General features: G+C 36.3%; 29 protein-coding genes and 1 tRNA gene. 17 read left to right on the plus strand and 13 right to left on the minus strand.

Features of this window, described 5'->3' with window-relative positions; genetic code table 11:
- Positions 1-95: 95 nt before the first annotated feature.
- Complete coding sequence (locus JCM9157_RS19495; protein ID WP_035667427.1) at positions 96-755, minus strand: TerC family protein; 660 nt, start codon at positions 753-755, stop codon at positions 96-98.
- A gap of 408 nt (positions 756-1,163) precedes the next feature.
- On the opposite strand from JCM9157_RS19495, the gene mecA reads away from it, so the two are divergent.
- From mecA to pepF, 4 genes are all read left to right on the plus strand, one after another.
- Positions 1,164-1,814, plus strand: coding sequence for an adaptor protein MecA (gene mecA, locus JCM9157_RS19500; protein ID WP_035667428.1), 651 nt, complete (start codon positions 1,164-1,166; stop codon positions 1,812-1,814).
- A gap of 125 nt (positions 1,815-1,939) precedes the next feature.
- Positions 1,940-3,451, plus strand: coding sequence for a cardiolipin synthase (gene cls / locus JCM9157_RS19505; RefSeq protein ID WP_035667430.1), 1,512 nt, complete (start codon positions 1,940-1,942; stop codon positions 3,449-3,451).
- A gap of 119 nt (positions 3,452-3,570) precedes the next feature.
- Positions 3,571-4,806, plus strand: a complete 1,236-nt coding sequence (locus JCM9157_RS23635; RefSeq protein WP_052013275.1) for a competence protein CoiA — start codon at positions 3,571-3,573, stop codon at positions 4,804-4,806.
- Between the two features lie 43 nt (positions 4,807-4,849).
- On the plus strand, positions 4,850-6,658 hold the full coding sequence (pepF, locus tag JCM9157_RS19515; RefSeq protein WP_035667432.1) for an oligoendopeptidase F: 1,809 nt from the start codon (positions 4,850-4,852) through the stop codon (positions 6,656-6,658).
- 314 nt (positions 6,659-6,972) lie between these two features.
- Here the strand turns inward: pepF and JCM9157_RS19520 are convergent, their stop codons facing one another.
- The 4 genes from JCM9157_RS19520 to JCM9157_RS19535 form a co-directional block, all read right to left on the minus strand.
- Positions 6,973-7,896: a ClpXP adapter SpxH family protein gene (locus JCM9157_RS19520; protein WP_035667434.1), complete on the minus strand. Its 924-nt coding sequence runs from the start codon at positions 7,894-7,896 to the stop codon at positions 6,973-6,975.
- A gap of 19 nt (positions 7,897-7,915) precedes the next feature.
- Positions 7,916-8,293, minus strand: coding sequence for a globin domain-containing protein (locus JCM9157_RS19525; protein WP_035667436.1), 378 nt, complete (start codon positions 8,291-8,293; stop codon positions 7,916-7,918).
- A 170-nt stretch (positions 8,294-8,463) separates the two neighbouring features.
- Positions 8,464-9,138: a lytic transglycosylase domain-containing protein gene (locus JCM9157_RS19530; RefSeq protein WP_035667437.1), complete on the minus strand. Its 675-nt coding sequence runs from the start codon at positions 9,136-9,138 to the stop codon at positions 8,464-8,466.
- An 84-nt stretch (positions 9,139-9,222) separates the two neighbouring features.
- Positions 9,223-9,807 carry a CYTH domain-containing protein gene (locus JCM9157_RS19535; protein ID WP_035667439.1) on the minus strand — a complete coding sequence of 195 codons (585 nt, stop codon included), beginning with the start codon at positions 9,805-9,807 and terminating at the stop codon, positions 9,223-9,225.
- 193 nt (positions 9,808-10,000) lie between these two features.
- On the opposite strand from JCM9157_RS19535, the gene JCM9157_RS19540 reads away from it, so the two are divergent.
- From JCM9157_RS19540 to JCM9157_RS19555, 4 genes are read left to right on the plus strand one after another with little or no spacing between them, the layout of a single operon-like run.
- Positions 10,001-10,378, plus strand: a complete 378-nt coding sequence (locus JCM9157_RS19540; protein WP_052013276.1) for a UPF0738 family protein — start codon at positions 10,001-10,003, stop codon at positions 10,376-10,378.
- 58 nt (positions 10,379-10,436) lie between these two features.
- On the plus strand, positions 10,437-11,072 hold the full coding sequence (gene yjbM, locus JCM9157_RS19545; RefSeq protein ID WP_035667441.1) for a GTP diphosphokinase: 636 nt from the start codon (positions 10,437-10,439) through the stop codon (positions 11,070-11,072).
- A 13-nt stretch (positions 11,073-11,085) separates the two neighbouring features.
- Positions 11,086-11,880, plus strand: coding sequence for an NAD kinase (locus JCM9157_RS19550; RefSeq protein WP_035667442.1), 795 nt, complete (start codon positions 11,086-11,088; stop codon positions 11,878-11,880).
- Positions 11,873-12,772, plus strand: coding sequence for an RluA family pseudouridine synthase (locus JCM9157_RS19555; RefSeq protein ID WP_148296920.1), 900 nt, complete (start codon positions 11,873-11,875; stop codon positions 12,770-12,772). Before JCM9157_RS19550 ends, JCM9157_RS19555 begins: the two co-directional genes overlap by 8 nt.
- A gap of 89 nt (positions 12,773-12,861) precedes the next feature.
- Here JCM9157_RS19555 and JCM9157_RS19560 read toward each other — a convergent pair whose 3' ends face one another.
- Both JCM9157_RS19560 and prpE read right to left on the minus strand, forming a co-directional pair.
- A complete protein-coding gene (locus JCM9157_RS19560; RefSeq protein ID WP_035667444.1) occupies positions 12,862-13,290 on the minus strand; it encodes a hypothetical protein in 429 nt (142 codons plus the stop codon).
- Between the two features lie 16 nt (positions 13,291-13,306).
- A complete protein-coding gene (prpE, locus tag JCM9157_RS19565; protein WP_035667446.1) occupies positions 13,307-14,050 on the minus strand; it encodes a bis(5'-nucleosyl)-tetraphosphatase PrpE in 744 nt (247 codons plus the stop codon).
- A 243-nt stretch (positions 14,051-14,293) separates the two neighbouring features.
- Here prpE and JCM9157_RS19570 point away from each other — a divergent pair, with 243 nt between their 5' ends.
- The 4 genes from JCM9157_RS19570 to fabI all read left to right on the plus strand — a co-directional run bounded on the left by JCM9157_RS19570 (position 14,294) and on the right by fabI (position 17,569).
- On the plus strand, positions 14,294-15,721 hold the full coding sequence (locus JCM9157_RS19570; protein WP_369384777.1) for a cation:proton antiporter: 1,428 nt from the start codon (positions 14,294-14,296) through the stop codon (positions 15,719-15,721).
- Between the two features lie 31 nt (positions 15,722-15,752).
- The gene (locus tag JCM9157_RS26145) at positions 15,753-16,442 is read left to right on the plus strand and encodes a hypothetical protein (RefSeq protein ID WP_369384778.1); all 690 of its coding nucleotides are present in this window, start codon (positions 15,753-15,755) and stop codon (positions 16,440-16,442) included.
- Positions 16,443-16,545: 103 nt separating this feature from the next.
- Positions 16,546-16,695, plus strand: a complete 150-nt coding sequence (locus tag JCM9157_RS24960; RefSeq protein WP_162831774.1) for a hypothetical protein — start codon at positions 16,546-16,548, stop codon at positions 16,693-16,695.
- Positions 16,696-16,786: 91 nt separating this feature from the next.
- Positions 16,787-17,569 (plus strand): enoyl-ACP reductase FabI, encoded by a 783-nt coding sequence (gene fabI / locus JCM9157_RS19575; protein ID WP_035667448.1) that lies wholly within the window; start codon positions 16,787-16,789, stop codon positions 17,567-17,569.
- A 132-nt stretch (positions 17,570-17,701) separates the two neighbouring features.
- On the opposite strand, the gene JCM9157_RS19580 is transcribed toward fabI, so the two are convergent.
- A complete protein-coding gene (locus JCM9157_RS19580) occupies positions 17,702-18,100 on the minus strand; it encodes a hypothetical protein (protein WP_035667449.1) in 399 nt (132 codons plus the stop codon).
- 154 nt (positions 18,101-18,254) lie between these two features.
- Positions 18,255-18,596: a hypothetical protein gene (locus tag JCM9157_RS19585; RefSeq protein WP_035667450.1), complete on the minus strand. Its 342-nt coding sequence runs from the start codon at positions 18,594-18,596 to the stop codon at positions 18,255-18,257.
- Between the two features lie 152 nt (positions 18,597-18,748).
- Here JCM9157_RS19585 and JCM9157_RS19590 point away from each other — a divergent pair, with 152 nt between their 5' ends.
- Positions 18,749-18,973, plus strand: coding sequence for a hypothetical protein (locus JCM9157_RS19590; RefSeq protein WP_035667451.1), 225 nt, complete (start codon positions 18,749-18,751; stop codon positions 18,971-18,973).
- A 96-nt stretch (positions 18,974-19,069) separates the two neighbouring features.
- Here JCM9157_RS19590 and JCM9157_RS19595 read toward each other — a convergent pair whose 3' ends face one another.
- Complete coding sequence (locus tag JCM9157_RS19595) at positions 19,070-19,708, minus strand: HD domain-containing protein (RefSeq protein ID WP_035667452.1); 639 nt, start codon at positions 19,706-19,708, stop codon at positions 19,070-19,072.
- Positions 19,709-19,801: 93 nt separating this feature from the next.
- Entirely contained in the window at positions 19,802-22,054 is a 2,253-nt protein-coding gene (locus tag JCM9157_RS19600; protein WP_369384779.1) for an ATP-dependent helicase, read from the minus strand.
- Positions 22,055-22,178: 124 nt separating this feature from the next.
- On the opposite strand from JCM9157_RS19600, the gene JCM9157_RS19605 reads away from it, so the two are divergent.
- Both JCM9157_RS19605 and hlpB read left to right on the plus strand, forming a co-directional pair.
- Positions 22,179-22,370: a hypothetical protein gene (locus JCM9157_RS19605; RefSeq protein WP_035667453.1), complete on the plus strand. Its 192-nt coding sequence runs from the start codon at positions 22,179-22,181 to the stop codon at positions 22,368-22,370.
- Between the two features lie 50 nt (positions 22,371-22,420).
- Entirely contained in the window at positions 22,421-22,726 is a 306-nt protein-coding gene (hlpB, locus tag JCM9157_RS19610) for an HNH nuclease-like protein HlpB (protein WP_035667455.1), read from the plus strand.
- On the opposite strand, the gene mscL is transcribed toward hlpB, so the two are convergent.
- Complete coding sequence (gene mscL / locus JCM9157_RS19615) at positions 22,715-23,221, minus strand: large conductance mechanosensitive channel protein MscL (RefSeq protein WP_081734261.1); 507 nt, start codon at positions 23,219-23,221, stop codon at positions 22,715-22,717. The two genes, hlpB and mscL, sit on opposite strands and share 12 nt — an antisense overlap.
- Before the next feature lie 148 nt (positions 23,222-23,369).
- A tRNA-Gln gene (locus tag JCM9157_RS19620) sits at positions 23,370-23,441 on the minus strand.
- Between the two features lie 187 nt (positions 23,442-23,628).
- Between JCM9157_RS19620 and comGA the strand changes: the two genes are divergently transcribed.
- Both comGA and comGB read left to right on the plus strand, forming a co-directional pair.
- A complete protein-coding gene (gene comGA, locus JCM9157_RS19625; protein ID WP_035667463.1) occupies positions 23,629-24,681 on the plus strand; it encodes a competence type IV pilus ATPase ComGA in 1,053 nt (350 codons plus the stop codon).
- The gene (gene comGB / locus JCM9157_RS19630) at positions 24,668-25,714 is read left to right on the plus strand and encodes a competence type IV pilus assembly protein ComGB (RefSeq protein WP_035667456.1); all 1,047 of its coding nucleotides are present in this window, start codon (positions 24,668-24,670) and stop codon (positions 25,712-25,714) included. The genes comGA and comGB overlap by 14 nt, the downstream gene beginning before the upstream one ends.
- The last annotated feature ends 231 nt before the right edge of the window (positions 25,715-25,945 follow it).

Raw genomic sequence — 25,945 nt, forward strand, 5'->3', positions numbered from 1 at the left:
GAACGTCGAGGAGGCTTGGCAACTCCCCTCGGAAAGCAAGTGCCCAAAGCGCAATGGAACGGATTAGTTAAGGGGAGTAACCAGGTAACGGCTTTTTATTTTTTTGACATTTTCACTCGAATCACACCTGCAATTAATACACCTGCAATAATAAGTGCTTTAAAGGCTAAAGTGAAATAAGGGTGTTGACTAAAAAGAGGTGCTAACATCTCCTCGTGAGTAATCATTCTGCTTGCTGTATAAGCCAGAATACCAGCTCCGATATAAACTATAATAGGGAAACGGTCAAATGCTTTTAAGATTAATTTACTACCCCAAATGATAATAGGCACGGAGACAAGTAGTCCAATTAAAACTAATACATGATCCCCATGAGCAGCTCCTGCAACGGCAATAACATTATCAAAGCCCATAACTAGGTCAGCAACAATAATAGCTTTGATTGCACTCCACAGGCTCGTTCCACCTTCAATTTGTCGATCATCAGCTTGTTCCGATAATAAACTGTAAGCTATGTAAATGAGCAGCGCGCCACTAACAGCTAGAAGAAAGGGAATCTCTAATAATTGAACAGCTACAACTGTAAGAGACATTCTCGTAATAAGAGCTAAGCCGATACCAAGGACAATGGCACGATTGCGAATTTCTTTTGGGAGATTTCGACAGGCTAGAGCTACGACGATAGCATTGTCACCACCTAGAATGATGTCAATTCCAATAATGGTTAAAAGAGAAATGAGAAAATCGGTATCCATATTATTCATCATCCTTTGTTGTTATGCACATAATTAGGTTCATATTGTCAAACATCTTTTCATATATTTCTTAAAGAAGATTCTAGAAAGGCTTGTCTGACCCCATTAACAAACAATATGGTTGTAGAGAAGAAAATATGATGGTTAAACGATGATTTTTTGAAAATATGGTTTAATCCAGTTTTTAGATTTCCAATTTCAAAGAATTTATCATAAAATAGAAGTAAGCATCTTATAGATGGTGATGACGAAGATACTCTTTTAGATTCAGACAAGTAGGAAGGTATTTCAATACAAGAATTGAAATAGTATGGTAATATGATTCTACTAAGGAATTGAAGGAGGTTAGGCATATACCTCATCAAGATGTAGTTAACGACTATTACTGATTAGGAGGGAGAGCGAAAAATGGATATTGAACGCGTCAATGATACGACCATTAAATTTTACATTACGTACACTGATATTGAGGATAGAGGCTTTGATAGGGATGAAATTTGGTATAATCGTGAGCGTGGAGAAGAGCTCTTCTTCGAAATGATGAACGAAGTAAACGATAGAGATGATGAGTTTGAATTAGATGGACCGTTATGGATTCAAATTCATGCTTTGGATAAAGGTTTAGAAGTGGTAGTAACAAGAGGTCAGGTGTCTGACGGAAATGTGAAACTTGAAATACCTGTTTCAGACAAGGAAACTGGGGAATCAAGCCTAGTTGATTTAATGGCAGGCAATGAAGAAGATGACCTAGAGCAAATCACAGAACATCTTGAAATTGTGATTGGTTTTAAAGATTTTGAAGATGTGATTTCTCTAAGTCATAACTTCTTTATTGATGATCTATATAATGAGCTTTATCACTTCGAAGGAACGTATTTCCTGCACGTGCTCTTTAATGATGAACGATATAATGAGGATGAGCAGGATGATATGTTGAGTCAAATGCTCGAGTACGGATATGAATCCGATGTTTCTATTTATCGTATGAAGGAATATGGAAAAGAGATTGTAAGAGATAATGCACTACCGGTTATCCGAAATTCTTTCGCAAAAAATTAATAAAAGATTTGGGATGTAACACACCCCAGATTCCATATGACGTTCGTATAGAATGGGGGACTCCTTTTTGGATTCCCTCATTTTTTATGAGCAATAGTGTTTTTTAGGGGACGGAGAGAGTGTAAATGAAAAACCAATTAAACATAATGTTATTTTTAATTTTAATTTTTGGCGTGCTATATATGACCCGAGTTTATTGGGAAGGTTGGTTCGTAGGGGTTATAAGTGTAGCGTTTTCTTTATCCGTTCTTTTTATTGCTGTTGTCATTTTTTTCGAAAACCGACACCCAACAAAGACGTTAACCTGGTTGTTGGTATTAGCTGCTTTTCCTTTATTCGGTTTTTTCTTTTATTTACTTTTTGGTCAAAATCACCGCAAAAATCGTTCATTTTCGAAAAAGGCACTACAAGATGAGGAAGCCTTTCAGCAGATTGAAGGACATAGACAGTTAAATGAAGATCAAGTAAAAAAAATGGGCGGACATCAACAACTTCTGTTTCGATTGGCCCATCGACTTGGAAATAATCCGATCTCATTTTCTACTGAGACAAAAGTTCTGACAGATGGCAAAGAAACATATGCTCATATTTTACAAGCGTTAAAATTAGCAGAACATCATATACATCTTGAGTATTACATCGTACGTGATGATAGATTAGGCCAGGAAATTAAAGACATTTTAATTGAGAAAGCCAAAGCTGGTGTTGAAGTACGATTTCTTTATGATGCTGTAGGTAGTTGGCGTCTATCCAAACAATATATTCGAGACTTGAAAAATGTAGGGGTGGAAATAGAGGCTTTCTCTCCGGTGAAGTTGCCTTTTTTAAATCATAAGCTTAATTATAGAAATCACCGAAAAATAATTGTTATTGACGGAGTAATTGGTTTTGTAGGCGGTTTAAACATTGGCGACGAATATTTAGGCAGACATGCTTATTTTGGAAATTGGAGAGATACACATTTATTTATTAGAGGAGAAGCTGTTAGAACACTTCAGTTAATCTTTCTTCAAGATTGGTTTTATCAGACTGGTGAAACAATTTTAAATCCAACTTATCTATCTCCCGTTTTAACGTCTGTTGAAGCCGATGGTGGTGTACAGATGATTGCAAGTGGACCTGACACTCGTTGGGAAGTAAATAAGAAATTGTTCTTTTCAATGATTACATCAGCAAAGAAATCGATTTGGATTGCAAGTCCTTATTTTATTCCTGACGATGATATATTAAGTGCTCTAAAAATTGCCGCATTAAGTGGTATTGATGTTAGATTGCTTGTTCCTAGTCGTCCAGATAAACGAATTGTTTTTCATGCGTCTCGCTCTTATTTTCCAGAGCTTCTTGATGCGGGTGTAAAGGTATACGAATATCATAGGGGCTTTATGCATAGCAAATTGATTATTGTCGATCACGAAATCGCCTCGATTGGCACATCAAATATGGATATGCGCAGTTTTCATTTGAATTTTGAAGTGAATGCCTATCTTTATCAAACAAAGAGCGTCACTACATTAGTGAGTGACTACATTTATGATCTTGAACATTCAAATCAGTTGAATGTTAAACAATTTAAAAATCGTTCTATTTTCAATCGCATCATTGAATCTACTTCTAGATTGTTATCACCACTTCTATAAAACTAAAAGCAACCTAGTCAGTGGTTGCTTTTTCTTTGAACAACTTAATTTATTTTTTTCATATGAAGGAATTCTATAAGATCCGGCGAATAGTTAGTTCATAATATGGAGGTGGTTACTTGTTTGTTGCAAAATTTAAAGACGGAACAATAATCTCAATGGGTGAAGATTGGCGAGTTGAGGAGTTGAAGGAATTAAGAAAAAAACGGAAATTTTACTGCCCTACTTGTCAACAAGAAGTTCAACTGAAATTAGGAAGAACAAGGTTGTGGCATTTTGCTCATCACTCAAATGAATGTCAAGGTTCATTAGAACATGAGAGTATGTACCATCTAAAAGGGAAGATGCAACTGTATAACTGGTTAAAAAAACAAAATGTAAAAGTAGCCTTAGAATGCTATCTTCCAATCATTAGGCAAAGACCTGATTTGTTATTTCGTTATAACGAGAAACTATACGCTTTAGAATATCAATGTTCTCCCTTGGAAACTACCTTAATGGAAAAACGAACACGCGGATATGAACAAATAGGAATCATCCCCTTATGGATCTTTGGTGGTAATCGTTTAAAACGCCACGGACCAAATACCTTCTCTTTAAAAGCCTTTGAATGGCTGGCTAGCCGAACCTCTAAGAAACACCATTTCCATCTTACTTATTTTTGTCCAGATCAGAATCGTTTTGCTCACCTTCATCAACTAACTCCCTATTCCCCTATTAAAGTTTTAACTTCTTATCATGAAACTCCTACTTTTCATACAACGATTGACTCTATCATTTACCCTCAAAGTAAAGAAAATATTAATATTCTTGAAAAATGGCTAACAATTAAGAAAAATTGGCGTTATCAAACTCTCTCCCCGTACCCTTCAAAGTTACAAAGGAATAGTAGAAACCTTCTTTATAAAAATCGTATACCACCGGGTTTCTTTCCAATAGAAGCAGGATGGCCAACTGCCTATCATTATCTTTTTGCCTCATCTCCGAAACATTGGCAACTCTTACTACTTTTTGAATGTTTGCAACACCAACCTTTGCAACGATCTTTCCCCCGAAGAATAGTCTCTCAATGTATGTATTTCTATATTGAACATAATTGGATTAATCTAAGACGAATGCCTAGTTCGACTCACTGGGAATTAGCTGTTAAAGGCTATTTGCATTTTTTAGTTAAGATAGGATATTTAGAAAAAATAAACGAAAAAGAGGAAGATTACAAAAGAGTGAAAGACATCACGATCCCATCTAGCTTAGAAGAAGCGATTAAGCTAGATCATATGTTAAAAGTGCAAGTCATGAATCAAAACAATCAAGGTTACAATAAAGGAATAAGTGTACGAAAGACGAATATATAGGTAGAAGGGATTTCCCTTGACCCGAATTTGGAGGTGCAATCTATTGTCAAAAACATTACCAAAACGCGATGAGATTCCAGTAGAAAAAACGTGGGATCTAGAAGACATTTTTACTACAAATGAAGAATGGGAGAAAGAATTTAAAGCAATTCAAATTCAACTTCCTTACTTAGAGGCTTACAAAGGAACATTGGCTGATTCAGCGATTTCTCTTTTTGTGGCGCTTGAAAAGCAAAATGAAATAACAGAAAAGCTAGGGCGTTTATATGCATATGCTCACATGCGCTATGACCAAGATACGACTAATTCCTACTACCAAGGATTAAATGACCGCGCCGCTAGTCTAGCTTCTCAAGTAGCTCAAGTAGCTTCATTCATTGTACCGGAATTACTTTCGATTGAAGAATCAAAAATTGAAAAATTCCTGAATGAACACGATGGATTAAAAATATATAAGCAAATGTTTGCTGAGTTAAATGATCAACGGGCCCACGTCTTATCTGAAAAAGAAGAGGCCATTCTTGCTCAAGCAAGCGAAGTGATGAGTAGCCCTAGTAATACGTTTGGCATGTTGAATAATGCAGATCTTAAATTTCCATCCGTAAAAGATGAAGATGGAGAAGAAGTTGAGATTACTCATGGAAGATTTATAAGGTTTTTAGAGAGTGATAACAGAAAAGTCAGAGAAGAAGCGTTTAAAGCTGTGTATGAGACTTATGATAAATATAAGAATACATTTGCTTCAACACTAAGTGGTCAGGTAAAACGTGATTTATTCTATGCAAAAGTAAGAAAGTACAATTCAGCGCGTGAAGCAGCTCTTAGTACAAATCATATTCCTGAAGTGGTTTATGACCAGTTGGTTGAGACTGTCAATAAACGTTTAGATTTACTTCACCGCTACGTACGTTTACGTAAAAAAGTGTTAGGTGTAGAAGAATTACATATGTATGATCTTTATACACCCCTTGTAAAAGATGTCAAAATGGAAATTCCGTATGAGAAAGCAAAAGACCTTGTTATTAAAGGTGTTGCTCCACTAGGGGAAGAGTACGTCTCGACATTAACAGAGGGCTTTACGAAGCGCTGGGTTGATGTGGAGGAGAACAAAGGGAAAAGAAGTGGCGCTTACTCATCGGGATCTTATGGTACAATGCCATACATTCTTATGAACTGGCAAGACAACGTAAATAATCTGTTTACTCTTGCTCATGAATTTGGTCATAGCTTACATAGCTATTACACACGTAAACACCAGCCGTACTTATACGGCGATTATACGATTTTCGTAGCAGAGGTCGCTTCAACATTAAATGAAGCTTTATTAAATGACTATATGGTTAAAAATACGAATGATCCAAAAGAAAAGCTGTATTTACTTAACCATTTCTTAGAAGGTTTTAGAGGGACGGTTTTCCGTCAAACGATGTTTGCTGAATTCGAACAGTTAATTCATGAGAAAGCAGCTGGTGGTGAAGCATTAACACCAGAATTATTAACGGCAACTTACTATGACCTTAATAAAAAATACTTCGGTGAAGATATTGTGATTGATGAGGAGATTGGTCTAGAGTGGGCAAGGATTCCTCACTTCTATTACAATTTCTATGTTTTTCAATATGCAACAGGATATAGTGCTGCTGCAGCTCTATCCAAGCAAGTACTTGAAGAAGGAGAATCTGCAGTTGAACGCTATAAAGATTTTCTAAAGGCAGGAAGTTCAGATTATCCGATTGAGGTGCTAAAACGTGCAGGAGTCGATATGACTTCTTCAGAGCCTATTGAGCAGGCACTAGCGGTCTTCGAAAAGACACTAGAGGAAATGGAACAATTATTAGAAGCAAACGAATAATAATAGAAAAAGGGCTATCCATACCGGATAACCCTTTTTCTATTATCGAAATCCTTTAAAGCGCTTTTGCTTAGAAAGGGGAGAGAAGGTAAGACAGAGAGAGCCGAGTAACAAGGGGATTGAAATCCAGAAAGGAAAAACACTAAGTAATGACAACATATACAAATAAAAGCTCACTAATGTGCAGAAAATCCCGAGAATAATAATAACCCGATTCAAAATAAAAACCTCCTAACTATCAGCAACATGATTATTACTAATTTATGTTGCATTGCTTTAAGTTAGAAGATTTTAAGTACAAGTTTAAATGATGGTTAGCACGATAAAGAGCGCCAGAACACACCGTATTTCACAGGAACTGCTTCGACTTTTTGTTGAAGAACTAGTGCTTTCAAACGTCTCTCTGCTTCTTCCTCTGAAATATCAAATACAACTGAAACTTCAATCGTCGCAACTAACTCAAAACGAGTTAAAAATTGTTCCAATGAAAGTTTTTTAGCCGGTTCAGGCTTAAAGCCAAGCATCTCTTCTAAAATTTGCACGTATACCTTATATGGATAATTTCCAGTCACTTTTATTCCATCATCTTCTACATTCGCGTTAAAGAAAACAAAAGTAGGTACGATATCAACACCCATTTCATTGGTTGTTTTAATATCATGCTGCAACGCTTTAGAAGCTGTTTGAGAAGATAAATCATGTTTAAATTCATTTATGTCTAATCCAGCTTTAGTCGCACAGTTAATCAAAACATCCTGTTGAGTGATATTTTGTTTTCCTAAAAATAAAGCTTCTCTCATTTTTCTCAAAAAACGAGCTCCGAGTTGTGGGCCTTGTAATTCAGCCGCCTTAATTGCGACAGAAGCTAAATAAGGTGAGTGCCAGTCATTTTCTAACCATACGTCACCGTCACAAGACATCCCAGTTTTGTGCGCGATTTGTTCCCAAATAGAAGCGATTTCTTGTTTCTTTGCAGCCACCCCTTTAGGAGTAGGTTTACACACATTCCAAGCTTGAAGACGTCCTGCAACAAGTGTTCGAATTCGAAAGTATTCTCCGTATTCAACTTGAAGTTTTTTTAGCATTGGTTCAAAAGCCCAGCAATCAGCACACAATGGATCGATAAATGTATATAGTTCTATCGGTTTATGGCGCTTACTTGAAAAATGATTATCCGGATCTAGACCACAAACGCCAAGGTGAGTATCGCAAGTTGAAGGAATATTCTTTTGGTTCAATGGTCATTTCTCCTTTCTATTACGGATGATTTACCATATGATGAGCGGTCATTGTTAATCGTTCAATCATGTACTCACGGATTGGGCCGTTAACTTGAGTTTCATCCATTGCTTCTTTCATACAATCAAGCCATGCCTCAGCTTGTATGGGGGTAATGATAAACGGCATGTGTCGAGCGCGTAACATAGGGTGTCCATGTTCGTTTGTATATAGGGTAGGTCCACCTAAAAATTGAGTTAAAAATTGCTTTTGTTTTCTTGCTGTCTCAGCTAAGTCTGTTGGAAATAAAGGAGCAAGATCTGAATGTTTAGAAACCTTGTCATAAAACGTATCTACTAATAAAGATAATTTTTTTTCTCCTAACGCATCGTATGGAGTTTGACTTGAATTGGTCATGACTTAAAATCTCCTCTGTAATGTAACTCTTCTCATATTGTAGCAATAGATAATGTGGACAGCAAATTTCACGATTTTTATTTATATTTAAGCACTACAAACCAAAAAAGAAGGGTTATCCAAAAAGATCTCAATTTTGACCTTTTTGGATAACCCTGACATTTTATTTTTTAGGCATTCATATACGTGTTAAATACTTTCGGAACATATGCTTGTGTCTCTTTAAATGGGGGAATGCCACCGAAACGATCAACATTACCTGGTCCGGCATTATAAGCAGCCAGGGCAAGGCGAACATCACCCTTATACTTATCGAGCATCTGTCTCAAATATTTAGCTCCACCATCTATGTTCTGAGCTGGATCATAAATGTTTTGAACATTTAATCCCCTAGCTGTAGCTGGCATGAGTTGCATTAATCCAATTGCACCAGCGTGACTTTTGGCATTCGGATTAAAATTTGACTCATGTTTAATAACGGAGTGAATGAGCTTAGGGTCTAAATTGTATTTTTTAGCGGCAGACTCAATTAAAGGTTGGAATCGTGATTCACGTTCAGTCAATGAGTTTGTCCAGTTTGAACTAATTTGTTTAAGCTGTATTGGTTCTTGATTCTGCAAAGTAGATTGACCTAGCGCTTGTTCTACTCGCTGTTTTAAGGTTGGATCAAGAAATAAGTCCATATTTCTGGGGCTTGGTGTATTCATTTGCAACCGACTCATTTGTTCCTCTAAAAACTGAGAAAACATTGTCTGTACCATATTGGTTTGTTGTGACTTATTAAAAGAAGAAAGTCCGTTTATCGACTGGTGTCGATTAATTTGCTGAAGGAATGCTAAATCCATTATGCCACCTCTATTATTCGATCTATACTTTATAATAGCAAATGAATGTAACACCTACAATTGGTTGTTTTTGGTTTGTATTACTTATGCCTGTTTCTTATACTTCGTATTAAAGAAGCGTCTTACTTTATTATGAGTGGGTGTTTGTTCTAAACCATAGCTACTAAGTAATTGTAATAAAGTTGATTTAGCGTGATGCTCAGTCTTACCTTCAAATTCAATCTCATAATCAATCTGATCAAAGTAACTGCTCTGATCAAAACATAATTGACCTTCTTCATAGTTTATTTCGATCCGTTTTGTTGTTAGAGTACCCACAAATTGTAATTGATCTGTTGGAATTTTTAAGTTCCTTAATTGATTCATTACTTTTCCATCAGGTAGAATACAGTTGTCTTTAGCATTAAGCCATTCATCATGGCTGACTACCTGATGGGTTTCTAGTTTACCTACTTCATGAGGTTGCTTAAGTGTTAACGTGAATATCCCTTTTTTTTCACGGATTCTCAGACCAGAACCAGTTGCTTTTAAAGAAAAACTAGGGGTTTCAAAATAATGATTATGTTGAACAATTGCATCAGCTTCAGTTAAATTAAATCCCTTAAGCAATTCATGATAGTTTTCTTTCGTTATCATCGACTTAACTTCAATTTCAATTTCTTGTGACATTGCTAACCCGCCTTTTCTACTTGTAATTCATTGTATTATTAGGTTTTTTATTAGTATAACAGTTGTTGTTTAACTTTTATGTGAAAAATGATTTTCAATAATAGACAAAGGCATTGATACGTATTTTTTTTGAGATTTATGGTAGAATAAAGTGAAGTCTTACACAGGTACGTGAATTGGTTGGAGGTACATAATGAAAAAATTAAATGTAACAGAAATTCAGGAGAAACCTGAAGGATTTGTAGCGTCAGTGAAAGAAGAATTGAACGTGGAATTAGCTAGAACATTAAAAGCTGGCAATCGCATGCTTGTAGACTCTGACGGGTTAGCTTTTATATACATAATTGAAGATGAATTAGATTATTATTATGTAAGTTTTGGGAAGGGAACATGGCCTTCTTTGAAGAAACTTTTAGCAAACCAAGGGTCACTAGACCTTGAACTAGGAAATAGCTTGAACATCGAATTAACGGCAATTGCTGATGAGCTTGCTTTTCTTACAGAGAATATTGAGGGAAATAGTAACTACGGCGAAGAAATGGAAAAAGCCGTTTCTGACATTTTCCTTTAAAGGTAATAGCGCTTAAGAGGAAATCATAGGCGTTCTTCAAGATAAGACGGATGGTGATATGATGAGTAATTGGGATATTTTCTTGACACCCTATAAACAGGCAGTGGAAGAATTGAAAGTAAAGCTGAAAGGAATAAGAGAGCAATATCAAAAATCATCTATGCACACTCCTATTGAGTTTGTAACGGGTAGAGTGAAGCCCGTTTCAAGTATATTGGACAAAGCAAAGCGGAAAAATGTGCCGCTTGATCAGTTGGAAGACAAGATGGAGGATTTGGCTGGATTACGAATCGTAACTCAATTTGTTGAAGATATTGAAACAGTAGTTGAACTAGTTCGAACTAGAACGGACTTCGATATTATCGAAGAACGGGATTATATTGTTAAGAAAAAACCGAGTGGCTATCAATCCTATCATCTTATTCTAAGGTATCCGGTTCAAACGATTGAAGGAGAGAAAAGGATATTAGTTGAATTACAAGTAAGAACGTTGGCAATGAATTTCTGGGCAACGATAGAACATTCATTAAACTATAAGTATAGTGGTGAAATACCCGAATACATAAAAATTCGATTGCAACGTGCAGCAGAATCAGCCTTTCAACTTGATGAAGAAATGTCTATTATTCGTGATGAAGTAAGGGAAGCTCAACGAATTATTACTAGAAAGCAGGAGCAAGGAAGGAAGCTGTAGATGGAGGGATATAATGAAATTTACGGTTACGTCTCGTGGAGATGATGTGTCAAATACATTGCAGCAGAGGATTAAACGCTACTTGCTTGACTTTGGATTAAAGCATGACGAGAAAGAACCAGAAATGGTTGTTACGGTTGGAGGAGATGGCACGCTTTTGCAGGCGTTTCATGACTACTGTGATCGTCTAGAGGACACCGCTTTCGTTGGGATTCATACTGGTCATTTAGGTTTTTACGCGGACTGGGTGCCTGATGAAGTCGAAAAGCTCGTGATTCATATCGCTAAAACTCCCTACCAAATCGTTGAGTACCCACTTCTTGAAGTGGTTATTAGAAGTGAAGGTGAAACCAGTACTGAGCGTCATTTAGCTTTGAATGAGTGTACGGTAAAAAGTCTGGGCGGTTCTCTCGTTAGTACTGTTGATATAAAAGGAGAACCTTTTGAAGTGTTCCGTGGCGATGGTTTGTGTATCTCTACTCCTTCAGGTAGTACTGCATATAACAAGGCTCTAGGGGGGGCTATTTTACATCCGTCACTTGCTTCAATTCAAGTAGCCGAAATGGCTTCCATTAATAATCGAGTTTACCGAACTGTAGGTTCACCTCTAGTGCTACCGCAGCATCATACTTGTTTACTTAGACCTATAAATGATATTGACATTCAAGTTACAATTGACCATTATACGCTTAACCACAGCAGAGTAAAATCTATACAATGTCGTGTTGCCGAAGAGAAAATTCGATTTGCAAGATTTCGTCCTTTTCCATTTTGGAAAAGGGTAAGGGAGTCTTTCATTCGTGAGTAACTATGTAGCGCTGCTTAATTGGAAAGTCGAAGATGACTGGAACAACCAGTTGCTTCGACTTTTCTTAAAAGAAAAATGTCATATATCGAAAAGAGCATTAGCTGATATTAAATTTAATGATGGTCTTATATTAGTTAATAACCAAGAGGTTACGGTCAGAACGACTTTAAGAACAGGTGATCACGTGCAAATTGGTTTACCTAATGAACAAATTAGCACAACACTCGTCCCAGAATTTGTACCTTTAGACATTGGTTATGAGGACGACCATTTGCTTGTTGTTAACAAAACTGCTGGGATGCCAACAATCCCTTCACGAGAACATCCAACAGGCTCATTGGCAAATGCTATTATTGGATATTACTCAATGAATCATCATCCTGCGACTTTTCATGCTGTCAATAGACTAGACAAAGATACATCCGGTTTATTGATTATTGCTAAGCACCGTCTAGCGCATGATCGCTTGTCAAAACTTCAACAATCTGGAAAAGTAAACCGCTATTACACAGCAGTTGTAAAAGGGGAACTACCAACGAATACAGGTACGATTGATGCTCCAATTGGACGTGATCCAGAAAGCATTATAAAACGAATGGTAACAGACTCTGGAAAAAGAGCAATTACACATTATTCGGTAGTGAACCAAGGAAATAATAATAAAGTGGTTGAAATTAAATTAGAAACAGGAAGAACACATCAAATACGTGTACACTTTTCCTATCTTGGGTTTCCTTTATTAGGGGATGATCTGTACGGAGGAAACACTGAAGAAATACAACGCCAAGCACTTCATTGTCACAAGGTTGAATTTATGCATCCTTTTACAGACGAACTAATTAACATTTCTCAGGGGGTACCGGAAGATATGAGGAAATTGGTAGTAAACTGATACAAAAGCGATTTTCGTAAGGTGGGCGAGGTCGAATAAGGAAAATAAGGCTTGTTCCCTTCGTCTTGGGAACAAGCCTTATTGATGCTTTACTCTGAGGTAACATGTTCTATTGTATGACTCGCTACGATTTGGTCTTTCTGATCATATATTTCTACAAGGACTGAATTGATTAAATCTTGTTCCTTTATTTCTGCTTCTAAGTAGAATGCTTCAGCAATAAAATAACTTGAGCCTCCGGAAATCTGAAATAAATTTGGTTCTCCAGCTGAATTCGTAAAAATAAATTCAGGTATTCCACCAATCGCCTCTTGTAGTGGTTGATCAATGATAAATCGTGCGTATAAATCATTGGCAGGTAATTGGCCGTTATTTTCTAAACGAACATAGAAAGAGATAAGATCCAGACTCTCGTCATAAATAATACGTGTTTGTTCTTGATCAAAATCAATAGATAATTCTGGACCACATCCTATTAGGAGTAGAAAGGATAATACAAAAACAATCAACATTCTCAATAGCATTACACCTCAATTAATCTGATTCAAAATCTTTAAATTTTTCTTTTACATAAGGTTGTAAAGAGGACACCTGTTCAATAGACATTTCGGGATAGCGTAATGCAGTTAATGCTCCGCCAAATACGCAACCAGTATCAATATTTACCGTGCGATGTAGGAAGCGTGGTTCTTTTACAGGTGTATGGCCGTAAACAATCCACTCACTTCCTTGATGGTGTTTAGCCCAATCGAGCCGTTCTGGTGTACCATCTGGGTTCTTAGCTCCAGTAATATCACCATATAAAACAAATGTTTTAACGCGTTTGTTTGTTTGTCCAATATAACTCGATTTAATTCCAGCATGAGCAATGACTAATTTATGGTCATCTAGTACTTGATAAAGTGGTGATTTTTCAACTAACGTCAAAAACTGATGACGTATGCGTTTAAAGTCTTTGTTTGGCAGGCCGTTTAACTCAGCAACGGTTGTTTCTAAACCATGGGTGATTTGAACTTTTCTACCTAAGAAGTACCTGTATAGTTTATCACAATGATTACCAGGACAATAGTAAGCTTGTCCGGTTTCTACTAAATTCGCTACGGTTTTGATCACCTCAACTGAATTTGGGCCACGATCCGTTAAATCACCAACGAAAGCTAATTTTCTTTCTTCTGGATGATCAAAGGAATTTTCCTTTTCTTGATAGCCTAGTTTGGACATAAGAGCTAGTAACTCATCATAACATCCATGTATATCCCCGATAATATCAAATTTCATGACAGTTCTCCTTTTCATCATTTTAATCATAGCTTAACCAAAGATAAAGAAGCAATGAACAGCATTTAAAAACAGAAAAATGGTGTAAGGGATTTCATTTGAGCTTGATATTGACAGGTCTACATTTTCTTCTTTAATATGAATAAGATCACGATTAAGTGTTGATCTTTGCGAGCATGAGAGTATGAGCAACATGCTAGAAAAGGAGCGCTTCTACAATAAAAGAAAAAGGTGTGAGAGCTATTGATTACACAACCTGTTACTAATCCTGTTCTTATTTTTGCTATAGCTATGTTTGTCTTTTTAGTCGCTCCGCTTATTATGGCAAAACTAAGAATTCCAGGAATTATTGGTTTTATTTTTGCAGGAGTCATAATTGGTCCAAACGGTTTGGGGGTTTTAGATCGTGATCCTACTATTATTTTGCTAGGTACCGTTGGACTTTTGTATATTATTTTTATTGCCGGATTGGAGATTGACCTTGAAGGTTTTAAGAAATACCGAAAAAGAAGTTTAACATTTGGGACGATGTCTTTTACGATTCCTTTTATCATCGGAACAATAGGAGCTTATTTCTTTGGTTATTCCATCGCTGGTTCTATCTTATTAGGTTCCTTATTAGGTTCACACACCCTACTTGCTTATCCAATAGCAAGTAGGTTAGGGATAGCAAAGAATAAAGCTGTTACCACTTCAGTTGGTGGAACGATTATGACCGACACTTTGGCTCTCTTAATACTGGCAGTTGTCGCCGGTTCAACTCAAGGTGAACTGACTCCTAATTTTTGGTTTGTGTTAATTGTTTCATTATTCGTTTATGTTGCTGCGGTGTTTATTTTTATTCCGATCGCAGCAAAGTTTTTCTTCCGCACATTAAGTACTGAAGGGACTTTAGAGTATATATTTGTTATGACGATGCTCTTCGTGTCTGCCTATTTTGCTACTGTTGCTGGGTTAGAACCTATTATTGGTGCTTTTTTGGCAGGTTTGGCTTTAAATCGGTTTATTTTTGAAAAGAGTCCATTAATGAATCGAATCAAATTCATTGGAAATTCGTTATTCATTCCGTTCTTTTTATTATCTGTAGGCATGTTAATGGATCTGAGGATTCTATTTAATGATCCAACCGCTTGGTTCAAAGCTTTATTTGTAGTCTCATTTGTTATAATTGGAAAATTTCTAGCTGCTTGGATCTCAGGAAAGATCTATAAATATTCAAAGGAAGAAGTCAAGTTGATGTTTGGTTTGACTATTCCACAGGCCGCCGCCACTCTAGCAGCGACATTGGTTGGTTTTGACTTAGGGTTCTTTGATCAAGGCACTGTGAATGCTATTATTGTAATGATTTTAATTACGTGTATGATCGGTCCGTATACAGTTGAGAAATATTCTAGAATAATTGCCATGAAAGAAGAGCAGAAACCTTACGAACCATCTTCAGCTCCTGAGCGCGTTTTAGTTCCAATCGCTAATCCTAAGACGATGGAGTCATTAATGGATTTGTCTTTCATGATTAGAGGTCATTCACCTCAACCGTTGTATACATTAGCTGTTGCTCAAGGTGGGAGAGAAAATTCCGAATCGAAAATTGTTGAAGCTGAAAAGATATTAGGTCATGCTGTTTCCTACGCTGCAGGAGCAGAAGTGCCCATTCAGATGCTGACTCGTTGATACGAATATTACATCAGGAATTATTCGGGCAATGGAAGAATCTAGAATTACCACGGCTGTAATTGGTTGGAACGGTAAGCTATCTACTCCACAGAAAATATTTGGAGGAATCCTTGACCAACTTCTAGAGAGAACGACGCAGATGGTTTTAGTTTCTAAGTTAGGACATCCACTAAATACAACCAAGAGAATTGTTATTATTATTCCATCTGGATTTGATCATAAGTCTGGTTATTACCAATCGGTTAAAGCAGCGAAATCTTTAGCAAATCAATTAGGAGCTTCCATTACTTGTTACGTTGTGAAGGATAATCTGAAAAGTTATGCTAGGACTTTTAATAAAATGAAACCAGATGTTAAAGTGACGATGACTAGTCTTCATTCGTGGAATGACTGGCATAATACGTATATGCCTTTACTTAGAACCGATGATGTTGTACTTGTATTTAGTGCTAGGAGAGGTACGGTTGCTTGGCATCCACAGCTTGAGCGATTACCACGTGTGTTAGCACATTCAGGTCCTGAGAGTTTTATTATCGTATATCCTCCGGAATCAGTAGAGGTCGACTTAAGAGGTACACGCGTACAGCACTTCCTAAAACGTTTTTATCAAATAGTTCATATGAGCAATGATTTAGAATACAGCACTGATAAATACCGAAGAAGACGAAAATCATATTGGTTTTCGTCTTCTTTTTATGAGCTGAAAAAACTAGCGTAATGGAAATAACACAAATATACGAAAAAATCTTATATAATAAGCTGGATATGAATGCGCAAAGCGCTAAAAGGGAATCATGGAGTGTAAAAAAGGAGGGAATAGAATGACCCCAGATATTATGGTTACATGTCCTAAATGTCAGGATCAAAAACCAATCAATCTTTTGTTTACAGCACAATCGAATCAAAATATTATCTATAAATGTCAGTCATGTCAGTTTGAACAAAGGAATATTGAAACAAAGAAGGGATAGTAACTTTAATGTTGAACTATCTAACAAAGAATGGATGTGTTATAATTCTTAGTATCTGGTATTAAGAACTACTCATAATGGAGGGGAAACAATGATTCAATTATCTTTAGAAAATCGTACATATGTAGTAATGGGTGTAGCTAATAAAAGAAGTATTGCATGGGGAATTGCTCAGTCATTAGCAAATGCAGGGGCTAGATTAATTTTTACATACGCAGGAGAAAGACTTGAAAAAAATGTCCGCCAATTAGCAGAAACACTAGAAAGAAAAGATCATTTAATTTTACCTTGTGATATTACAAGTGATGAAGAAATTGAAAAGACGTTCTCACAAATCAAAACTGAAGTAGGCAACATTCACGGAATTGCTCATTGTATTGCGTTTGCTAATAAGGAAGAGTTAGAAGGAGAATATCTAAATACAACCCGTGATGGTTTTCTTCTTGCTCAAAATATTAGTGCTTATTCTCTTACAGCTGTTGCAAAAGTTGCACGTACAATCATGACAGAAGGTGGAAGCATTGTCACACTAACTTACCTTGGTGGGGAAAGAGTAGTAAGAAACTATAATGTCATGGGAGTTGCAAAAGCATCACTTGATGCGAGTGTTAAATATTTAGCTAATGATTTAGGAAAAGAAAACATTCGTGTAAACGCGATTTCAGCTGGTCCAATACGTACATTGGCCGCTAAAGGAATTGGTGGATTTAATGATGTTCTTAAGGAGATTGAAGAAAGAGCACCGTTACGTCGTACAACAACTCAAGAAGAAGTTGGTGACACGGCACTGTTTCTAATGAGTGATTTATCAAGAGGTATAACTGGTGAACTTTTACACGTTGACAGTGGTTTTAATATTTTATCTATGTCATAAGATGTAGCTGATAAATAATAGTGATTTTAAAGCTTTAATTTAGCGAGGCGATACATTGCTTTAGGGTTATTCGAAAGGTCAAACTTATGACTTTTTTCGGATAACCCCTTTTGTTTTTATTTGATATTTAGATTAATAGTAGTAATGATCGTCTCTATATGGTTGCCCTGGTTGACCAAATACACCAGTTTGATAGAAGAGCCAAGGCCAGAAGCCGCCGCCAGTTCCAGGTTGCCAAGGTTGCCCTGGCTGCCAAGGTCTCGGTGGTCTCGGAGTTGGACGAGGTGGGATTGGCCCATAATAAGGAGCGATCCCAACTAGATCACTGTGATGTACTTGAATAAATTGTGGTTGATAAGATGGAGCGCGGTACATGAACATGGAAACCATACCTGTTCTGCGATTGTAGTCAGTAATATAAGCAGTCACTTGACCGTAAGTTGGTATGGAAGTCGTAATCCATTGTCCCACATACTGACTAACAACCGTAGGTGGTAAATACTGTACAGAAATATCTTGTGGACCATACATAGTTAATTCCTCCTTTTTAATTCTAGATATCATATGAGAAATCTATAAGTAGGTGAATGTCCACATCGATAACTCGTTGTCCATGTAACTAAAAAGTTGCCTTAAAATTCCCAGATACTTTTGGGTTTTTAAGACAACTATTTTAGGTTAATTGTTATTTTAACATTCGGTAAGCAAGCCAAGGTCTTAAACAGACCGGTTCAGTTAGATAAGAAACATTTGGTTGATAAGGACTACGTTTATAAAATGTCGTTAACATATGTCCAGAAGGAATCTCTTGTTCAAGTACTGAATTTTCTCCAATATCTTCGAAAGTAATGGAAGGATTGAGAATGGTTTGTTTAGCATTTACAAGAACTTTTAATGACTTCAAAGATTGATTTTGAATGTTATTTTCCTCTTTAACTTGTAGTTTTTCCAATAATTGCTTGTAGATGTGAGTTGCTTCTTCTACTTTAAGGAGCGCTTCCTGTAGTTGTTCATTTGTTCGTTCCATATTTTCACCGCATTTAAAATTCTGTTCCGATCCTAGTAACTATACATATGTGGCTTATCCACTTTTAATCATTGTTTATTTCACTAACATACATTTGTCCGTAGCTTAGTATAAATGAGGGGAGATCATTTTAGATCAAAGGGAGTGAGAAAATGGCAAAGAAAACAGTACCTTTATTGTACATTCATCAAAAGAAAGAAGCCGAAATTGAAGCTACTAGTGAAGAGTTTGTTTATAAGAAATTTAAGGTACAAGTAAAGGAGAATAAACAAAACGAAAAATCAGAGGGGTATCTATTAGATCTAGAAGAACTAGTATTAGAAAAAACAGACGACTTAGAAAATGAGAACGAAGGAAAACAGGAAGTAGAAAAATAAGAAAAGATGTCTCAGCGATTTGTTGAGACATCCTTATCTATCAACGTGTAGGAGACGTTCATCCTTTAGGGCTTTCTAATATTTCTAATAGAGAAATTATGACCATTCAGTTAAAAACTGATTTAAAAAATCTTCTAGAAATTTATGTCTGGTTTCTGCTCGTTTTTTTCCTTCATTCGTATTCATGAGATCTTTTAGCTTTAGTAGTTTCTCATAAAAATGGCCTATCGCACTTGATTGTCCATTTCGGTACTCTTCTAATGTTAAGCTTTCTCTAACAGCTAGTTCAGGGTTATACATGGGGTCGCCTTTACTGCCGGCATAGACAAATGTTCGAGCGATTCCAATTGCTCCGATCGCATCGAGTCTGTCAGCATCTTGTACAACTTGCGCTTCGGGTGTTGTAACAGGCTCGTTGTTTCCTCCTTTAAAAGACATTGTTGTAATAATGGTTAAAATATGGTTTCGTTGTTCAACAGTTGTTCCGATTTCCTCCAACCAATTAGTTACTTCTTTTAATCCTTCTTCTTCACTAACGACCACTTTATCATCAATAAGATCATGTAGTAAGGCTGCTAATGTAACAATAAATACATCTGCACCTTCAATTTCAGCAATTTCTTTGGCTTGAGTGGTGACTCGATGAATATGATGCCAATCGTGACCGGTACCTTCCCCGTCTAGTTTATCTTTCACCCATAACTCAGTGCGTTCAATTTGTTGTAAAGGTTCCATTGTATCTCCTTTCTTAATACGTAATTGCTTTTTTAGGTGCTAACCTGTTTATTTCTCGAACAAAACGAGAAACAAAAGCCTTTTTGCCTCGTCTCATAATTGGTACGGATATATATAGCTATTCTCAGCTCTAGTCATTGCAACGTACATAAGTCGTCTTTCTTCTTCGAGAGGCTTGTCGTCACCCTCTCGCCAAGCTTCAAGAGCATAATCGTGAGGTAAACCACCTTCAACGGCTCCAATTATATAAACATGTTTATACTCTAAGCCTTTTGCTCGATGAATCGTCATGAGTTGAGTGGAGTGATTGTTTGTTTTCTGAGTTCGTAATTCGTCATATTTGATGATCATATGATCAATATAATTGAGAAAGTCTTCAATTGTTGGATGTAGTCTTGCGGCTACTTTTAAATCACGAATATCATCGGACCCTCTATCCATTTTATTTCCTTCGTTGCCTTGCTTTTTTACATAATCATTAAAGCCCATCTCCGTTTCAATAAATGAAATTGCATCAACTGGAGTTTTTGTCGATAGTTGCTTCCACTTTTTCGGTAGGTCTGCTAGTTTTTTTGTTTGAAAAGGTTTTAAGCCTTCTATATATGGTAAAGCTTCAACGAATGAGCAGTCGTGGATAATACTTTTTGCTTTTATTTCTTGTAGCGTTTCTTGTTTCAAAAATAAGGCTCCAATCAAGTCCGATAAAGCTTTATTATCATCAGGATTAAGGGCAAGCCGTAAATAAGATAAGATTTTTCTAACGGCTTTACGGCGATAAAAAGACTCTCCGTCAGCCTCTAATTGGAAAGGAATGCTTGATGAAACAAAGCGTTCAATTAGAGCTCGAGCCGAAGTATTTGTCCGAAATAAAATAGCAAAGTCAGACGGACTGGAGCCAGCTTCAAGTTGTTTCTTTATATCAGTAACAATCATTGTCGCTTCTTCTTCTTCATCATATGGATAAAAGAAGATTGGCCGATGATTTGACGCTACCTGTGCTAACAATTGTTTGGAATAGCGTTCTTTATTCGCGTGAATCACGTTATTGGCAGATGAAACAATCTCATGTGAAGAGCGATAATTCTCATTTAGTACGACCATTTTTGCTTCAGGATATTGATCTTTGAATTTCAATATGTAGGAGGGGTCACTTCCTCTAAATGCATAGATAGATTGATCATCATCCCCTACAACACAAATATTTTTCTTTCTAGCACTTAACATGGTCATCAGTTCAACTTGGACTTTATTTATATCTTGAAATTCGTCAATTGAAACATAAGAGAAGCGCTCCTGATATCTTTTTAACAGACTATCGTCACTTTTTAGAAGTTCAAAAAGACCAACGAGCATATCATCAAAGTCAAAAGTGTTTTTTAATTGTCTCATTTGTTCATAGCGTTTATACAGATAGGTAACTCTTTCCTCCCAAACATCTTTAGCTTTTATTTTATCAGGAGAAAGTAAATGATTCTTCCACCAACTAATTTGAGTTAAGGCTTGATCAAAAGCAAAGTCTTTCTCATCTAGGTCAATCTCTCTGCCAGCTTCTTTAATCATAGCTTGTCTTTGCCAGTCTTGCTTTAAGAGTTTTGTAGGGCTCCATTTATCTGGATTATGGTGCATGAGCATTTTATAGAAAATACTGTGGAATGTTCCGATGACTAACTGATTCAATGTCCGGGAATCAAGACCTGGATACAGACGCATTCGATCTTTCATTTCTTTTGCTGCTTTTGCGGTAAAAGTCACAAGAATCATTTCTTTTGGTGAGTAGTTCCGTTCTGACAGCATAAAAGCTGTTCTTGTTGTTAAAACTCTTGTTTTACCACTGCCTGCACCAGCTAGGATGAGTAAAGGACCTTCCGTTGTTTGGACAGCTTCCCACTGATTGTCATCAAGGAAGATGCCACTAGATTTTAGAGACTGCCTATAATAGTCATCATTTGAGATGTTGGTTACTTTGTTTTCGTTCATAAATGGAGGGATAGCTTTTACTGCTTCGGGTTCTCTCCATAAACGAGCTGGTTCCATTTCAGTAGAAATTGGTCTTCTGATCGGTAGTTGAATTCCAGTAGACGATACTTGGACAGGGGGGGAATCTTCTTTTTTATGAGTTTCACTTAACTTTTTTTCCATTAGTAAAGATGTTTCCATACATTCTTTCGAAACCTGTAAGTGAACAAATAAAGGCGGTTCAAGGATACTAAGTTCCATTCGCAATGGAGAATGGCAATGTATACAAGTGATTTCTTGTCTAATACTAGCCATATATAATTGCTGCCATCTATCACGCTCATAGCTAGGTAGATAAATTACTTTATCTTGATAGTATGCCACTTGCATAAATACATATCTCCTTTCTTAATCACATCTTGTCCTATCGTAGCAAATTTTGTCGGTGATGTGTGTTACTTTTTCATATAAATAAGGAAATGATGATTAATATAGATGGAAGGAGGGAGAGAATTTGGTATCATTTTTTATTTTAGGCTGTATTGTTACTGTAAGTTCGTTATTTCTCTTTTTTTCAGGCTTGCAACAAGGTCAATTTCTTTTTGGGCCTTTTATTGCAATGATTATTGGTATGAACTTTCTATTAATTAGTTTTGTTCAGATGAAACGCGAGAAAGCAGAAAGGAACCGGGGAAAGGTGTCTTAGACGTAATGGTATTTTGAGGTTTATAGCTTCAGAACAGAAAGGGAACGGTCATGAGGAAGAAGATTGGTCAATGCCAGTTATGTGAGCGGGATGAAGTGGAATTAACACTTCATCATTTAACACCAAAAGAGGAAGGTGGAAATCACCTTCCTACAGTTGAGATTTGTATCCCGTGTCATAAACAAATTCATGCACTTTATACGAATAAAGAATTAGCTATACGTTTAATGAGCTTAGAACGGTTAAAAGATGATGAAGAGTTAAAGAAATTTATTAAATGGATAAAGAAACAACCCCCAAAAACGTTAATTCAAACTCGCAAGTCTAACGATAGGAAAGCGAAGTCAAGAAGATGATTTTCGTTGAACTCTCACATAAGTAGGATGCTGTTTTACCTTTGCTCTGAAATCTTCAAGATCTGATGTACAATGCGGGCACCTTGTCGCTTTAAAAGCTACAGATTGGCAGCAATGAGGACATAACTTTGTTTTCATATTTAATAAAGGATCTTCTTGAGGTCTTCTGATCCGGTTGACTTGTCTGACGAATAGAAAAAGTACGAATGCTACAATCGCGAAATGAACGGCGTGGTTTAAAAAAGATCCGTAATTTAACATAGGAATTCCTGCTGCTTCTGCTTCTTGGAAGCTATTAAATCGACGATTTGAAAGATTAATGTATAAATTAGAGAAATCGACTTGGCCAAAAATCAAACTAAAGGGAGGCATTATAATATCAGACACTAATGATTCAACTATTTTTGCAAATGTTGTCCCAATAATGACACCAACGCTCATATCAATAACATTCCCTCGAACAGCAAATTCCTTAAACTCACTAAATAACTTAATAATAATCACCTCTAAAATTGACTTGACTAGAAATAGGTATTCTATTAAGGGTTGTCTATGTTTCAACCCTATGCAAGAAGGAGGATATTATTCGAAAAAAAAGGATGACTTAAGGTCGTTGGAACCTTAAGTCATCCTTTTTAAAAAACTGGGCTAGCTGGATTCGAACCAACGCATGACGGAGTCAAAGTCCGTTGCCTTACCGCTTGGCTATAGCCCATCATTATAAAGATAGTATGGCTTATGTTTAACTATGATATTTATTTAAATATGAAAACTCAGAAGAAAAAAAGTGGCTACTGACATTCAAAATATATTGTGAAACTTAAGGTGATTTTTTATGCATGTTAAAAGGATTTTGTAAAATATATGTTGAATCTATAATAAAATTGAAAGGAGTGATTAAAGTGTTTGAAATAGAAAATTACAGTCAACGCCTTCTAAATGAAGCGATTAGAATGAATGTTACAGATCTTCACTTTATTCCCAGTGAAGACGAGTACAATGTCATGTATCGCTTAAATGGGAAGGTTGAGAAATGGAAAAGGCTTCAATCCCACTTAGCAGAACGTCTTATAAGTCATTTTAAATATCGTTCAGGTTTAGATATTGGTGAGCGCCGAAAGCCCCAAAGTTCCTCGGTGATGCATATTGAAAATAATCAAACATATTCTCTTCGCTTTTCAACACTTCCAAGTAAAAACTTTGAAAGTTTAGCCATCCGAATTCTCCCGCATTTCTCTACTCAAACGATTTCCTCACTAACTATCCTTCAGACTCATTCCAATTTAATTAAGAGCATTACGAATTTCTCCCAAGGTTTATGTCTTATTACTGGTCCTACAGGATCGGGGAAAACGACCACATTATATACGATTATTGAAGAAATGTTACGTATAGGAGGGAAGTCAATCATTACAATAGAAGACCCAGTGGAAAGGTCCATTCCAAATCTTGTTCAAGTCGAAGTAAACAGCAAAACCGGTTTATCTTTTAATTCAGTGTTAACTGCTTGTTTACGACATGATCCGGATGTCATACTAATTGGTGAGATTAGAGACGAAGCCACAGCAGCTATAGCTATCCGAGCTTCATTAACTGGTCACGTAGTACTGGCAACTGTTCACGCTCAAAATTGTAATACGGCATTAATGAGAATGATGGATTTAGGGGTGTCTCGTTTTGATCTACTAGAATGTTGTAAATTAGTTTTATCTCAACGTATTATTAATATTAAATGTCCGCTTTGTCAGGAAAGATGTCACCCTCTATGCCGGGGAGTAAGGCAACGTGCGAGAGCTGCGCTTTTTGATGGATTAAGCGGAGCTAAATTAAAAAATGCTGTATTAAACAACTCAAGCATTAATGAAAAACCTTTTTCTAAAGCTGTTAACAAGGCTTGGGCTCTTGGCTTTATTGAAGACGTTGAGTGGCAGAGGGTTATTAATGAGAATGTTTAATAAACAAAGAAAAAGACAACATATTTTATTAATTGCTAATTCCTTACTAAGGATCGGTCGGTTATTGCAGCTAGGCTACCCACTTGAAACTGCTTTAAAATTTATACAATTGCACGTTAACCTTGAACTACAGATGCAACTTGGTGAAGTCCTGATTCAGTTAAAGGAAGGGCATCCTGTACATGTAGCGTTTGATTATGTTGATATACCCTCAAGTATTAAATCTTTTCTTTATTTTTATGAAAGACAAGGTCAATTAGCTGAAGGGTTTACTCAAGCGGGTACTTTATTGCATCACCAGTTAAAAATGACAAATGAACTTTGGAAACTCCTCCGTTACCCATCCACACTTTTAATGCTGTGTGGAGTTGTTTTACTTCTGATGTTCCATTTTGTTATTCCGCACTTTCAAACTGTTTTTAATCTAATGACAAATACCCCTCCTTTTTACACCATTATCTTTATGAAGATCCTCCTGTTAACTCCTTACTTTCTTTCTGCTTTCTTTTTGTTGTTACTTTGTCTCTTTGTAATCGTTCAGATTAAGTGGAGAAAATGGACAGCTCATGACCGAATTCAACTATTTTTGAAATTCCCAATTTGCAGAAGGTATGTTCAGATGATTATTTCCTATGTGTTTTCATTGCATCTTGGAAGATTACTTCAATCAGGTATGACTTTACAACAAGCTCTTGTAGAATTTGAAAATCAAAACTATTTACCTTTTTTTAGAGAAGAGTGTACGGTAATAAAAAGCGAGTTACTTCAAGGTCAGCCTCTTTATGAAATATTAAGGGAGAAACATTTCTTTTGTGAAGAACTCTCAATTGTTGTAAATAATGGTGAGAAAACAGGTTACTTAGCTGCTGATTTAGAACATTACGGTGATATTTTAATGGAAGAACTAGAGGAGGAAGTACAGAAGGGATTAAGGATTGTTCAACCCGCTTTATTTGTTGTAATAGGTGGTTTTGTATTTATATTGTTTTTAGTTACGATGTTGCCACTTTTTCATATGCTGGGTACAACTTAGTTGTAAAAGTATCGAGGGCAGCAGCTGAAAGTTTCTAAAAGGTGCTGACCCTAGCTACTTTCATTACTTTAACTTTTTATGAGGAAAAGCTTGCATATGAAAATAAATGTGTGTTATATTATTAAGCGTCGCTAACGAGATGTAATTAAACAAAAAAACTTTTTGTGATTTTTGTTTGACATCATGTTAGAGAAATGCTATATTAGAAAAGTCGCTGTTGAGCGACCTTCG

Origin of the sequence: Halalkalibacter akibai JCM 9157, from assembly GCF_000513135.1 — a bacterium.
Lineage (GTDB): Bacteria > Bacillota > Bacilli > Bacillales > Bacillaceae_D > Halalkalibacter > Halalkalibacter akibai.